Here is a 13,532-nt window from a genome sequence, read left to right as displayed (position 1 = left end):
TCTCTTCGAGTGAGTGGTCAGGCATGGAATGCCTCGTGAATGAGCGTGAGTCGGGCATTGGCCTCGTCGGCTCTCTGTTTTTGCTGCGCGACCTCGGTCTCCAGCTCGGCGACCCTCGCTTCGAGCTGCGTGACGCGCGGGTCGGGGCCGAGGGTTTCTCGCACGCGTTGCAGCACTGCCACCTTTTCGTCAGACTGCTCGGCTGCGTCAACCGGTGCCGCCTGGGGCGTGGATTCGGCCTCGGTCTCGGCTTCAGCCGCGCGTATGACCTCGAATAGCGGCTGACCGGACTCGTCGAAGGTCACCTTCAGCGGCGTATCTGCGGGAGGGCTGCCTTCTTGGGCGTCGAGCCAGGCGGTGAAGGCTGTGCTGTGCTGTGCTGGATGAACGCCTGGCCACCGTGATCTCTTGGGCCGGTCTGGGTTCCTCAGCGGAGTCCGACGACGGAACTTCAGCATGGTGCTCGGCCATGAGCCGGCGCATGTCGGCCCTGGTGTTCTGCGCCGTGCGGTTCTGCGAGGTCAGGTTGGACGGCACCGAGGCTGTGCCCCCGGTGTTGTTGTGCATGATGCAGTGGCCTTTGGAGGAAATCCGTCCAACGCAGCCGATGTCCATGGCCGCGAGGATGAGGCTCTTGGCTTGTGGGGAGGTCGCCCGGGTGAGCCGGTGGAACGACAACGGGGCCTTTGAACCCGTTGGCCTTCGTGCTGCGGTTCCTCATCAAACCCCAGCTCGCTGTTCTTGCCCCCCTGCTCGATCCGGTACGCGGTCGTCTCGGCAGCTAGGAGATTGAACACGACGGCGGCAGCGTGATCCTCGTCGGTCTCGCCAGTGAGCCACTCGTAGTGCTGGCCGGAGTCTTTGGTCTCATACTGGGGTTGCTGGGCCGCGGCTATGTATTTGTAGGTCGTGGTGCTCTCTGTTGGTCGGATGAGGTCTTGAGGAGGTGCGCGATGAAGACGTCGACGCTCGGCTTGTCGTCGACGACGTGAACCTCGGCCCCGTGGCGGCGCAGCTTGGCGTGCGTGAGCTGTTGCAGTTTTTGCAGCTGGCCGCCGGGGCGTTTGACCTCGACGAACACGGTGCCGCGGAGGGCCACGACGATCCGGTCGGGCACTCCCCTGCGTGCCGGCGAGACGAACTTCAGGCACAAGAAGCCGTTCGCCCGGCACTGGGTCAGGAGGTAGTCCTCGACGACGCCTTCGGGCGTGCGAGCCATCAGCGCTGCGTCTCTTCATCCGAGGGAGCCGCCGGCGCGCCGTACCTCAGCTCACCGGGCGCGACGAGCCGGAAGCCGGTGGAATGCTTGTGCATCCGGGAGACGCTGAGGGTCGAGAGCCTCGTGCCGTAGTGCGCCCGGACTCGGGCCCTGCCGCTCTGCACAGACACGACGACGACGCGGCGCTTCTTCTGCCGGGAGTCGAGGTCCTCCCAGATCTGGCCGGGAGCGACCAGGACGCCGTCACGGGTCGTGTTCAGCTTCTGCTGGAGCTGGGCGTCTTCGGCCTGCGCCGCGGCGTCGACCGGTACAGCCTCGAACGCGAGCTCGTACTTCTTCAGGAACGCGCCGAGAACCGAGCGCCGGAACTGCTCCGGCGGATCCACGGAGATGATCCGGGTCAGGACCCTGTCGCTTTTGCGCCGCCAGCGCTGACCGGGCTGGACTGGTTCGGTCGCGGCACTCACAACTTGTCGCCCCCCTCAGCGGTGCGGACGGGAAGTGTGGTCTGGAACATGACGTCTCTCGATTCTCTTGCCAGGGCGAGCCAGACTCGCCTTCATCTCAAGGCCCGGCACCCTGCGGTCCGATGGTGGTGCGGGGAGCTGATCAGGCGGCGTTCTTCCAGTTCTTGGTGAACGTCTCATTGAGCATCTGGGTATAGATGTCGAGGTCGAGCGCCCCGATGAGCTGCTCGACCCGGGAAGCCGGCAGCGTACGAAGGTCGTCGTTGACGACGACCACCGACCAGTGCGGATCGATGCCGTTGATCCGGCGGATCACAACGTCCTGGTCATCGGGCAGCAGCGTGAGGCCGTCGGAGGTACTGGCCTCGCTGCGGTTCTTCGCCCACCCGTGGTGGCGCAGGATCTCCAGCGCGATCGGGTCACGTCGCACCCCGGCGCTGCCGGACTCGCGCCGCTTGCTCTGGCTGGCCGGGTTCACCTTCCATGCTCCTGCGTTGTGCAGGCTCACGGCACCATCGGTGCCGTCGTGGACGATGAAGACCCGGTTGACCATCTGCAGGGCCCGCGGGTTCACCAGCTGCGCATCGGCGTCCTCGTTGTCGTCACGGTCCGGCCCGGCGCTGACCGGGTCGGCGGCGAACGGGTAGGTGATTGATCCACGCGAGGCGGCGGGGACGTTCTGGAACAGCAGCAGCGTCCGCACGGGATCGGCCGGGTCGATCGCCTCCTCGATCATCTTCCGGCCCAGTACGGGATCGAACGGCTCGGCGAGAGCCTCCTCTCCCCTGCTGGCGACGGTCTGCAGGTAGCGGGCCAGGGCGAAGTCGATCACGGCCGGGTGAGCCAGCGACTTCGTCGGGGTAGGGCCCGCGTGGCAGGCCAGTGTCCCGCCGGAGGCGGTGATGATCGGGCTGTCGGCGACGCTCCGGTCCTCACTGGGCGACTCCAGCTCGAGCCGGTTGTTCGAGTCCTTGCTGATGAGGAACATCAGTTCCGGTTCGATGTCGATGCCGATGGCGGCCTGCTGCTCGGCAAGCACCCGGTTGTTGGTGGTCTCATCGAAGCCGTTGTCGCCGCCGACGACGGAGTAGAGGCCGTCGGTGTTCGTCGAGATGATCCGCGCGCCGGCCAGCGTCTGGGCCTGCCCGATCCGCCAGCTGAACAGCTGGCCGATGATTCGCATCGAGATGGTGCGGTTGTTCATCCTGATCGGGGTTCGGTGCGCGGCGTCAGCAGCTCCAGAGGCCGAGTTGAGGATCAGCTTCGTGCCGTCGCGCAAGGTCGTGAGCCGGGCCTTTTCCTCGGCGGAGATCCTCGGCTTCTTCATCTCGAAGCCCAGGCGCTCCTTCTCGAAGAAGATCGTCGTGTAGCGGTCCTCGCCCAGCTCGGGGTTGTAGAACGCCCTCATGTTGCGCAGCAGGTTCGGGTAGTAGCTCGTGAAGTCCTCGTGGATGACGAGGCCTGCCGAGGTCCGTGCGAACTTCGGGTGCAGCTTGGTGGACTTGTCGGCCTTCGCAGTGAACAGCGCGGGGGCCTTCTTCGCCGGCTCATCGCGATAGACGGCCTTGCCCGCCGAGGTGACCGCCAGGACGACCTTGCCGTCGAGCACGGTCCCGTCGGCCAGGCGCACGTGCATCGCCTCGGTGTCCGGGCGCTGAGTGTCCAGCAGCTGGGCCGGATCCGGCACTTGGGCCTGCGCACGCGCGAGCTGCTCGGCCTGGTCCTGGTCGTCCTTCTTCGGCTTGCGGTACTTCACCTTTTTCGGGTCCGAGCCCAGCAGCACGAGCCGCTTGTCGACGGCCGTGCCGTCGGGCAGCGCGAGCAGGTTGTGCTGGCGCTTGGCCTCGGCGACGAAGTCCTTCGCGTCCGGGTAGAAGAGCTTGGCGAGGCCGATCATGGCTGTCTGTTCTCGGTGCTCGAAGGAGTCGGCGTCGAAGACTGTCATGTCCGCTTCCGCGCCGTGGATGCCGCCTGTGCTGAACGTGGCGAAGCACGACGACGGGGAGGCGTCACGGTGGAAGTAGGGCACGTTGTTCGGTGTCTTCGGCAGCTCGCGCAAGGACCTGGCCGGGAGGTCGAACAGGTCGCGGTACTCCTCGGAGTCGTTGAAGTTCTGTCCCTCGATCGAGCGGTAGTAGTTGACGACCTGCATGAACTGGCGGTGCGCCTTCGCCTGCGCCGGCGTCGCGGCTGGGTCCTTGGAAGGGTCGGGGGCCACGTTGTCCTCGAAGAAGCGCACGCACTCGTCGAGCACGTTGACCTGGGAGATGCCCTGCTCCTCGGCCACCTCCTTGGCCGGATAGAGGAACGACACCGCCTCGATGTCGTTCAGCGAGATGTACGGCGCGAGGATGCGGCTGACGAACTTCGCCGAGGACGAGTCGATGGTCAGGCGGTCCCGGCGCACCGAGCCGTTCTTGGCGTAGACGGTCTCGGAGTACTGCGTCAGCAGGCCGGCCTTGAGGTCGAAGTTGCTGGCGTAGGCCGGGTGCTGGAAGAGCTGGGCCAGGCCCAGGCAGTCGGAGACGTTGTAGGCCAGCAGCTCGTAGAGATCCTCGATCGCGGCGATCGAGGTGTCGTGGCTGAGCTTTTCGGATTCCTTGATCTGGCGGCCGAGCATCCCGAGCAGGCGCTTGAGGCTCACCTTGGTCTGCAGCTCGTTGAGACGGGCGACGTCCAGGTGCCGGCCCGAGTGCATCATGGCGCGGCGGATCTTGGCGGCCGGGCCGTCCCAGCCGAGGTATCCGGGCATGTACTCGATGTGCTCGTTGAACAGCTTGTCGTTGTGCTCGCGCATCTCGCGCGCGGTGGTCGGCTGGACAAGACGATCGGAGTGCGGAGCCGGGAAGGTCTCCATCAGGTACAGCGCGAGCATGGTCATGTCGTAGTTCAGCGAGTTGTACCCGGCCAGGAACGGGTGCTTCAGCGGGTCGTACTCGGGATCCGTGTCGCAGACCGGGCGCAGGCTCGCCGGATAGGACGAGACCTCGCTGCGGTCGTTGACCTGGTCGGCGTTCGAGAGGCCCATCAGCTCGGCGAGGCGGAGGTTGCCCCGCTCGCCGCGCAGGTTCCACAGATGGACGCTCACCGCGGGCAGGCCCGGGTTGGAGCACACCACGGCTTCATAGAGTGCCTGCGGGTCCACGGCGTCGGAGAGCTGCTGGTCGTCGGCGAGGAAGAAGATCTCCAGGTCGTCGACGGCTCTGTCGGGCCGCGGGGTGTAGGCGCACAGAGTGAAAACGTCCGACAACGACTCGATGTCGTAGAAGGTGAAGCGCGCCTTCGAGGCCATGACGGGTGTTCGCTGTGTGGTCATGATGGGGATCTCCTTTCGTCGGTCCGACCATCACGGCCGGTGTCTGGGCAGGAGGCGCGCGTGGCCTCAGAGGGAGTCGTGAGGAGAGCGCCGACGCTGGGCATCCATGCGCCGGGATGCCTCACTCATGAGCCGGGCCTTCTCCACGGGGTCTGCCGTGATCTGCGGGCGGACGATGAGGTTGGTGATCCGCTGCTCGCGCGCGACGTCGGACATCGCCGTGATCAGGCGGCCCTGGCCGCGGGCGAGTTCGAGTACGGCCTGGGTGAGTTCGCCGAGTGCGCCAGCAGTTTTGGCGCCACGGGTGCATCAGTCCTGTTCGTCAGTGGCGTCGTCGGTCGGGGCGGATGCGCCCGTCTGCCGGAGCAGTCCGCGGTAGTTGGCCTGCAGCGTCGGCTGGGATTTCTTCTTCGGGTCGCTGCCGGTGTAGCCCGGGTGCATCCACTTCTTCAGCTCGTACTCGGCGATGAGCACCTCGGGGTTGCTCATCATCTGGCCGGGCCGGATCTTGCGGTTCTTGTCCGGGCAGTGCCACAGGGCATCCGGCCGGACGATCGCCACGAGGTCGGTGATGAACTGCTTGTTGCTCACCGGGGAGCCCGACGGCGAGACGTCGGCGAACCAGGCCTTGTACAGGTCGTAGAGGAACGTGAACGGTGCCAGGTCCCAGACCAGCCGCCCGCGGAATTCTTCCCAGAAGGCGCGCACGGGGTCGTTGGCCTCCTTGTACTCGGCCAGGACTTCCTTGGTGGCCACCGGCTCTGAGAGCTGGTAGTAGTCACCTGGAGATGACGCGCCGGCGCGGTTGATCGCGTACCAGAAGACGTACTCCAGGACCTCGCGGCGCTGGAGGTAGTCGTCCTTGATGTACTTCTTCTCGGCTCCGGTGAAGCTCTTGGTGAAGGGCACGAAGAGCTGCCGGCGGTAGAACGACTCGGACTTGTCCTTCACGCGCGGGAACTCGTTCAGGCACTGGACCATGAAGCCGAAGAACTGGTAGGCGATCGGCATCCGGTACTTGCGGTTGATCTGGATGACGTCGTTGGTCACGGTCGCCTTCAGGTTGGCCGCCTTGTCGATGAAGCTCCCGACATCGTTCTCGTCGACGATGATCGCGTTGGCGCGCACCAGCGGTTCGAGCGCGAAGTCCTTGCCGAAGTCCGAGAGCGGAATCGAGGTGTGCGCGCCGCTTCCGACGAGGTTGCGCATGAGCGCGCAGAGCGTGCCCTTACCGTTGTTGCCCTGCTCGGAGTAGAACCAGGCGGTCTTGCCCCAGCGCACGTGCGGCCGGATGATCGCGCCGATAATCTCCCAGATCAGGTCGGCGAGGCCCTCGTCACCGGGCTGGTCGAAGAGCTCTTCGATCCAGGCGACGACTTCCCAATCTCCGTCCTCGGGGTGCGTGATGACCTGCTGCGGGGCGTCGTCCACGTAGTCGACGTCGTTCTTGGTCAGCAGCACGATGGCGGGGTCGAAGGGGTGGACCTGCTTGGGCTCGAAGTGGAAGTCCTTGGCGAAGATCGTGACGTCCAGCGGCTCGGCGCCGTAGAAGACGATGCCGTTGCGCGCGCCGATAAAGTCGCGGTTCGTGCTCTGGTGCCGGCGCGGGCTGTCCTCGCGCAACACGGCCAGGACCTCGGCGAACTCCTTGAGGGTCAGCTGGGTGTTGTACATGCGCGCCGTGGTGCGGATGTTGTCCTCGCTGGTGGTGTACGTCCCGCGCGCGCGACCCGTGGCCTGGTACATCGCCAGCAGGTCGTACTCGCGGTCGGTGTCCTTGGCGTTGGGCGCGATGCGGATGACGTGGTGCAGACGCAGGAGGATCTGCGCGACCTGCCAGTACGTCAGATATCTCGGCAGGGGGTACTTCTCGGCGGCTACGGCCGCCTTGGAGTTCTCGGCCTTGATGACGCCGCCCACGATCGCCAGCAGCTCCTTCTCCAGCACGCGCGGCGTCGGAGGATCGGTCGGGTCGACCTGGTCGAGGTAGGCAGCGGTGACGTAGGTGACGATCTCGTTCTGCGGAGCCATGTCGTCGCGGTTCGAGAAGTACCCCATGACGCTGGCCAGGACGTCGGCGACGGGGTTGGTGCGCGGTCCTGCGTTGGAACCGGCGACAGGTACGGACATGAGGGCGTCAGGAGGCGTCATGTTGCTGCTTTCTCGATCGTGATCGAGTTCCTGCCGGCGATGAGTGGGAAGCCGATTGGACTCGCAATCGAATGGAACGTGATCTTGATCCTACGTCACCCCAGTGCCCTTTTGCAACGATTGAGACACTAGTCAATAAGAGAGTCGGCTGAAGCCCCGAATGGTGGCCAATGGATGATTGAAAGGTCTGCCGACAGGGGCTGCAGAGAGCGCGCGGGGCCGCCATGGCCATGCCACACGCGTCGCGAGCCTGGGTGGGACGTGAGAAGTCAGTGGCTCCGCGGGGCGCGTGCACGACGGAGTCACTGACTTCTCACGCTCGACCACGCACCCGCGGGCGGCGTGAGCCGCCCGACCTGCGGTCGAGGTTCGGAGGAGTTCTTCTGACCGGCCGAGCCAGCTGCCACCAGGGCCTCGACTGGACGCTCTTCAGGAGGATCCCGAGAGGCGCATGCCCGCATACCCTCTAGGGACATCCGAGCGCGTACCACGTGACGTGGTACACCCTTTTTCCCAGGTCAGAGTAGGAATTTCGGGACTTCAGGAGCAGGCTGTACCACGTGCCATTTTCTACGTGGTACAGGTGTTTCCCCAGGTCAGGCAGGGTTTACATACCCCCCGTACCACTTGTACCAGGAAATAGAGACTAGATACACGCGCAGGGGGGATAAGAGAGCAGACTGGCGCGCTGGGACTGGAGCTGCCTGGATCGCCCCCCATTACCGTCCCTATGTAAACGGTCAAAAAAACGTGGTACTCGTGGTCCATCGACGGGAACCGCTCGTTGACCAGGAAAAACGTCGTACCACGTCGGCACTCCCACGTGGTACACCCGATACGGGAAAGAGCCTCGCGGTACAGGTGTTTGCCCAGGTCAGACGCGGTTTTCAGGGGTGTACCACGTCTCGTGGTACACCTGGCAGCTCGATGCGCCCCCCTGGCGACCAAGTCGAGGCGGGTGACCTGTGACAGTGAAGATGGGCCGTTTGCCGCCGAAGTTGGACCGACGGCTATTTGTGTCATCGAAGATGGGTCACTGCATGGTTTGTGCCAGTGAAGTTGGGCCGATGGTGACCCGCGTTGTGCGGTCGCGGAGCTCCGCTCGCCAGCGGACCGCCTTTTGCCGACAGGTGCCCGAGCACCACTTGCGAGTGGGAACTGGCTTGCGGTGGGCCATGGAGGTTCCGCAGGCTGCGCATTCCTGCTGGTCGGATCGAGCGAGGACTTCCTGGTCAAAGCACTGGTCCGAGCACCAGGGGTTGGGTCTGAGGGGCTGGTAGCTGCGGTGGCAGCCCCGGCAGGTCGGCGGGCGGTGCTGCTCCGGATCTGGCTGGCGTTCGTCGCCGCTGATCACCAACTGCGCTCGGGCCCGAAATTCCGCGTTCCAGCGGGTGGTTCTCTGACGACATGCGATCGAGCACCAGATGCGGCCAGTGATCGGCTTGCGGTGGGCCATCGAGGCCCCGCAGCCCCCGCATTCCTGCAGTTCAGCGCGTGTCAGCACCTCCCGCTCCAGGCAGTGGCGAGAGCACCAGGGGTTAGTCCTGAGAGGCCGGTAGCGCCGCTCGCAGCCCCGACAGGTCCTCGTGCCGAAGGGGCCAGAGGTCTCCGGTCCAGCCGGATCGAGCTCGGCTTCCGTTCCTTGGGACGGGATCGCGGCTGCGACCGGGGTCCGCTGTCCGCGCAGTTCCTGGGTTCTGCAGTCGATCGAGCACCACTCGCGGGGCCGGCCGTCGGCTCTGGGAAGGAGTGGTTCCTGGCAGTGGCGGCAGGTTGCGGTCGGCGGGAGCGGGCTGCGGGTCCAGTGGGCGATCCTGGCACTGCAGCGTCTTGAGCACGCCTTTCGCCTGGTGGCGATGTTCATCGGTCCTTCGCAGACCGGGCAGAGGCCGGTGAGTTCGTCCTCGCCGAAGGGCACGGCGTCGGCCTTGGAGTTCGGCGGCCGCGGCAGTGGTTCACCGCGCTGGCGGAACTGGAAAGCGACCCGGCGGCAGTGCGAGGAGCACATGTGGCGGCGTTGTCCAAGCCGGAGCCTCATCGCCTGCCCGCAGACGCGGCAGGGGACCTTCTTCCAGTCCGCCGCTGGGATGCGTCGGCGGTATCTCTTCTGCCGACATGCCTTCGAGCAGGTTCGCGGCTTGACACCGAAGCTCGCCATCGGCCGCATCGGGGCGCCGCACTCCTCGCACTCGATGGTCTCCAAGACCTGCCGCAGTTCGACCGGATCGCGCCCAGCGGCCGCGGCGATGCGGTCCCAGCTCGGACTACCGTGGTGCAAGGGCGGCTCGGCGAGGTATTTCCGCAGGTAGGCGGGCGGAAGACAGTTCGCATGGGCGAGCCGGGTGATGAACAATCGGGCTCCTTCGCCGCTCTGCGGACGGACCTGGAACGGCAGCCGGACGACGGGGCTTTCCCCGGCCGGCGGGATCACCGGCCTGCGTCCGGGCGCTGACGGCGGGACGCGATGTCCAGGTCGACGGCCAGCAGGCCCGCCTTGTTGATCTTCTCGGTGCGGCCGAGGATGGCGTCGACGGCGGCTCCGCGGATCTGGTGGGAGAGGGTGCCGATCATGCCGCCGGTGCGGGTGTGGATGAAGCGGTCCAGGCGGGTCAGGGTGCCGCGTTTGTGCTCGTGCAGCACGAGGTTCGCCTCCATCTGAGCGACCAGCGCCTTCCACTCGGTGTTGTAGGGGAAGGGGTGGGTGGCCATCGGGGTGAAGCGGGCGGCGATCTGGTCTCCTCGGGTGCCGGAAAGCAGGCTGCCGGACTCAACGTCGATGCCCGCGTAGGCAAAGGTCGCTGGGATGCGCTCGGAGAAGTACTTCAACGTGTCCGAGGCTTCGGCTCCGTGACGCGTCATCAGCGAAATGTTGTGGATCTCGTCCACCAGAATCAGCCCGGTCCGGGCCTTGGTGCAGACGCCGACGACGGCCTCGGTGAGGTCGGTGATGTTCGAACTCCGCAGGACCGGCAGGCCCAGGAAGCGGGCGAACTCGGCGGCGATCATGCGGGGTGTCGCGGCAGGCGGGACGGTGATGTAGATGACCGGGATGCGGTCGTCCTGTCCGGGGTGCCGGCGCCGGTCCTGCAGCTCGTGGGCCAGGCCGAGTTGGGTGAGAGCGATCGTCTTGCCGGTGTTGGCGGGCCCGGAGACGATCAGGCCGCGGCGAGCGCTGATCGCCCCGCGGTTGAGGATGATCAGACGGCGCCCGCAGGTGACGGTGGAGCGGACCGTGGAGGTGGCGACCACCTGGAGGCGGGCATGGTGGTCAAGCCGATCGTCGTCGTAGGCATTCTGGCCCTCCGCCTCCAGTGCGCCGTACTCGGCCTTCGTCAGCGTGACCATGGGCTCGCTCAGGGACGCGCCGACGAACTCACGCCAGCCGGGCAGAGTGGTCAGCTGCCGTCCGAAGTCCTCATCAGGATCGTCGGCAGGCAGCGTGGTCACGAGCGCCCCCAGGGGTCTTCGAGCGGGTTGAACAGTCCGAGCGGGATCACCTCGGCGAGATCATCGTCTTCGGCGGATGCTTCGACCTCAGGTTGCCGCGGCGGTTCCGGTGGCGGGGCGGGGACGGTGGGCGGGGCGGCCTTCGTCCGGGCTGCGACCCGCCGCTCGGCCTTGACCACCTTGGCCGACCTGGCCTTCCTGTCCTTCTTCTTCGCAGCCGGCCGGTCGGGGCCAGCGTGGGCGCGAGTCAGCAGGCCGGCGACGGCCTGGGCGAGCTCCTCCTCGGTGGCCCTGGGCAGTTGGTGGCTGATGTGGTCCCAGGCCAGGTCTCCGAAGGGGACCGGGGCTCGGTTCAAGTACTTCCAGGTCGCCTGGACCCAGCCGCCGTCGCCGCGGTGGTCGCGGACCCAGACCCTGGAGGCGTCGTAGGGATCGCGGTGGACCTCCCAGAGCCCCCGCTTGGCGGTGACGCCGGAGTCGCGCATGCGCATCGGCCCCAACTCGGGGCTGTCGTAGGTGCGGTTGTTGATCCGGATGCCGTAGGAGTTGACGGCCCGCCAGGCTGCGGGCAGCAGCTCGACGTAGTCCTGCCCACTGAGCGCGACCGGGACGTAACCGCATGCCTCGACCAGGGCGGCGTACTTCTGGTTCGGGGTGAACAGCCGCCCCGGGTGGTCGGGGTCGCGCAGGCCCTCGTGGGGGCGGTTTTGCCAGTGCGCGATGATCCACTCGTCCAGCAGGTCCTGCAGTTCGGGCAGCGACCACAGGTTCTCCTGCTCGGGGTGCCGGCCGCGCTGGTCGGTGCTGCGGCCGGTATGACCCGGCAGGAACTGGGCGAACATCGTGGCCACCGAGCCCAGCATCTTCTCGATGTGCCCCTTCTGAAAAGGCGCCCCCTTGTGGGTCGGCTGGAAGTCGATCTCAAGGAACCGGCAGGAGGCCCGGAAGTTCCGGGAGATGAACGCCTTGCCGTGGTCGCAGACGATCATCTCCGGGACGATGACCGGCTTGGCCGCCGCGTGCTCCAGACGCTCGTCCAACGTCAGCAGCCTGCGGTGCGGCAGCACCGACCGGGACATCCTCAGCGCCTCGACCCAGCCCGGCCGCATCAGCTCGGGAGTGACGGTGCGGGCCAGCAGCACGCTCGCGTCCACCGACTTCGTCGTCGGCCGCAGCACCGCCGCCGACAGCGTCCGGGACGCGACGTCGATCATCCCGGTGAGCTCGACCTTGCCGACGACCCCGTTGTCGAGGCGGACCATCACATCCAGCGGGGTGGAGTCGATCTGCATGACCTCTCCGGGAGCCGACACCGTCAGCTCGCCGAACGGGGCCGCCGCCCCGTGGGCCTTCGAGCGGCGCGTGACCGCCGATCCGGTCGCGTGGGTGCCCTTCGTCAGCTTCGCCAGCAGCCGGTAGAGGGTCCGCCGGGCCGGCGGTTCGACCGGCTCACTGCCCGATTCCCGCAGGATCTCCCCGGTCCGCCAGATCAGGTAAGCCCCGTTGCGGGTCGAGGTGTCGACACCCTCCTTGATCGCCTTCCGCATCGCCTCGACGACGGCCTCGGGCACCGAGCCGAACTCCGCGCGCTTGCGGACCGGGCGGTGGTCAGCCAGCCCGACCAAGCCCTGTTCCTGGTAGCGGCGACGCCGGTTGCCAATCGTCTTGGCCGCGACATCGTGGCCGGCGACAGCCAGCTCGGCCGCCTTCACCCGCTGCCGCGACGTCACCGACGAGCCCGGTCCGTAACCCGGCCGCGGTTCCGAGCCGGGCTCCACGCCCGGCGCAAGCCCATGCAGGACCTCCAGGATGTGCCCCTCCCACCACAGCGCCTGCTTCACCGCCTCGGGCGGGAATGCCTCCAACAGCCCGACTGCGGGCAGCGGCATCCGCTCAGGCTGGAACAGGACCTCGAAATCCACCGCGTCGAACAGGTCGATCAAGGCGACCACCCGGTGCGGAGTCTCCGCGTCCTCCACCACCGCCGCCTGAGCGGTGACCTCGAGAACCCCCCTGACCTGGCCCTCGAACCGGACCCTGTGACCGACCGCCAAAGCCGGCGGCCGCCTCAACCCGCTCATCCGCTTCCCTCCGTCCAGACCAGGCTGTCGGTCTGCATCAAGCCGCCCACCAGGTCCGTTCCCAAGGCACCGGACCACAGCAGGTGGAACAGCACCGGCAGAACCCGCAACCGGTCCCCGACCAGACCGGCGCCCTCCCACAACCCCTTCGGCTCGCGGAAGACGTCCAACAACCGGTCGGCCACCACTGCGGGCCGACCGCAGCGCACTCGTCGGTAACGGGCCAGCCAGCGGATGTTCGCCATGAACACCGGATCGGGCCGCCCAACCCAGGCGAACTCCCAGCCCACCGCCTCGCAAGCGCGCTCGGTCGCGGTAAAGGACTCCCGGGTGTCCTCGTCCATATCGTCCTCGGCACGGACGTCGACCACGCGGGCCCGCCCGTCGGCGAGCCGGACGAAGTAGTCGGGAGCATGCCGGCGCTTGCGGACACCGTCGTGCCAGTGCAGCCAGAACGGCTGCGAGGCGATAGCCGTGACCTGCGGATCCCGGTCCATCAGGACCAGCCGGTCCCGCTCCAGCCACGACTCGTAGCCGACGTGATCCCGTACGGTCACCGAGTAGTACCAGCCCGCGAAGCCCCGACCGTACTTGTGCCAGGTGAACTCACGGACGGGCTCCACCCCCTCGAACCGAACATCCCAACTCGTCTGCAGCAGCCGACGCCTACGCACCCCGTCGACAGAAAAGTCCAGCTCAAAGCCCGCGAGCACAGCCTGATCGACTGCACGGACAGGTAACCCCACCGCATCCCCCGCCTGACGACTTCCCCATCGGTCCAACTTCGCTGTCACAAACTAGCGTTGGCCCAACTTCAGTGACAAACGGCCCATCTTCACTGTCACAGGTCA

The 13,532-nt window shown here is 66.6% G+C and carries 9 protein-coding genes; all 9 read right to left on the bottom strand.

The features are described from left to right. Positions 1-17: 17 nt before the first annotated feature. Positions 18-305, bottom strand: a complete 288-nt coding sequence (locus OIU81_RS36715) for a hypothetical protein (protein ID WP_329142825.1) — start codon at positions 303-305, stop codon at positions 18-20. Between the two features lie 587 nt (positions 306-892). After that, positions 893-1,219, bottom strand: coding sequence for a VRR-NUC domain-containing protein (locus OIU81_RS36710; RefSeq protein WP_329142827.1), 327 nt, complete (start codon positions 1,217-1,219; stop codon positions 893-895). Further along, entirely contained in the window at positions 1,219-1,686 is a 468-nt protein-coding gene (locus OIU81_RS36705; protein ID WP_329142830.1) for a hypothetical protein, read from the bottom strand. The genes OIU81_RS36710 and OIU81_RS36705 overlap by 1 nt, the downstream gene beginning before the upstream one ends. 142 nt (positions 1,687-1,828) lie before the next feature. Further along, entirely contained in the window at positions 1,829-5,002 is a 3,174-nt protein-coding gene (locus OIU81_RS36700; RefSeq protein ID WP_329142832.1) for a hypothetical protein, read from the bottom strand. 66 nt (positions 5,003-5,068) lie between these two features. Continuing rightward, positions 5,069-5,218: a hypothetical protein gene (locus OIU81_RS36695; RefSeq protein ID WP_329142833.1), complete on the bottom strand. Its 150-nt coding sequence runs from the start codon at positions 5,216-5,218 to the stop codon at positions 5,069-5,071. A 93-nt stretch (positions 5,219-5,311) separates the two neighbouring features. Then, a complete protein-coding gene (locus tag OIU81_RS36690; protein WP_329142835.1) occupies positions 5,312-7,153 on the bottom strand; it encodes a DNA primase family protein in 1,842 nt (613 codons plus the stop codon). A 2,427-nt stretch (positions 7,154-9,580) separates the two neighbouring features. Then, complete coding sequence (locus tag OIU81_RS36685) at positions 9,581-10,600, bottom strand: ATP-binding protein (protein WP_329142837.1); 1,020 nt, start codon at positions 10,598-10,600, stop codon at positions 9,581-9,583. Further along, positions 10,597-12,681 carry a Mu transposase C-terminal domain-containing protein gene (locus tag OIU81_RS36680; RefSeq protein WP_329142839.1) on the bottom strand — a complete coding sequence of 695 codons (2,085 nt, stop codon included), beginning with the start codon at positions 12,679-12,681 and terminating at the stop codon, positions 10,597-10,599. Before OIU81_RS36680 ends, OIU81_RS36685 begins: the two co-directional genes overlap by 4 nt. Next, positions 12,678-13,394 (bottom strand): TnsA-like heteromeric transposase endonuclease subunit, encoded by a 717-nt coding sequence (locus OIU81_RS36675; RefSeq protein WP_443073916.1) that lies wholly within the window; start codon positions 13,392-13,394, stop codon positions 12,678-12,680. Before OIU81_RS36675 ends, OIU81_RS36680 begins: the two co-directional genes overlap by 4 nt. Between the last annotated feature and the right edge of the window lie 138 nt (positions 13,395-13,532).

This window comes from Streptomyces sp. NBC_01454, from assembly GCF_036227565.1.
Taxonomy (GTDB): domain Bacteria; phylum Actinomycetota; class Actinomycetes; order Streptomycetales; family Streptomycetaceae; genus Streptomyces.
Note: the sequence above shows the minus strand (reverse complement) of the source record. Positions and strands in the feature narration are given on the sequence as shown.

Coding starts and splice junctions, on each gene's coding strand:
- OIU81_RS36710 (WP_329142827.1), bottom strand. CDS start 1,219: ATGGCTCGCACGCCCGAAGGCGTCGTCGAGGACTACCTCCTGACCCAG.
- OIU81_RS36700 (WP_329142832.1), bottom strand. CDS start 5,002: ATGACCACACAGCGAACACCCGTCATGGCCTCGAAGGCGCGCTTCACC.
- OIU81_RS36695 (WP_329142833.1), bottom strand. CDS start 5,218: ATGTCCGACGTCGCGCGCGAGCAGCGGATCACCAACCTCATCGTCCGC.
- OIU81_RS36690 (WP_329142835.1), bottom strand. CDS start 7,153: ATGACGCCTCCTGACGCCCTCATGTCCGTACCTGTCGCCGGTTCCAAC.
- OIU81_RS36680 (WP_329142839.1), bottom strand. CDS start 12,681: ATGAGCGGGTTGAGGCGGCCGCCGGCTTTGGCGGTCGGTCACAGGGTC.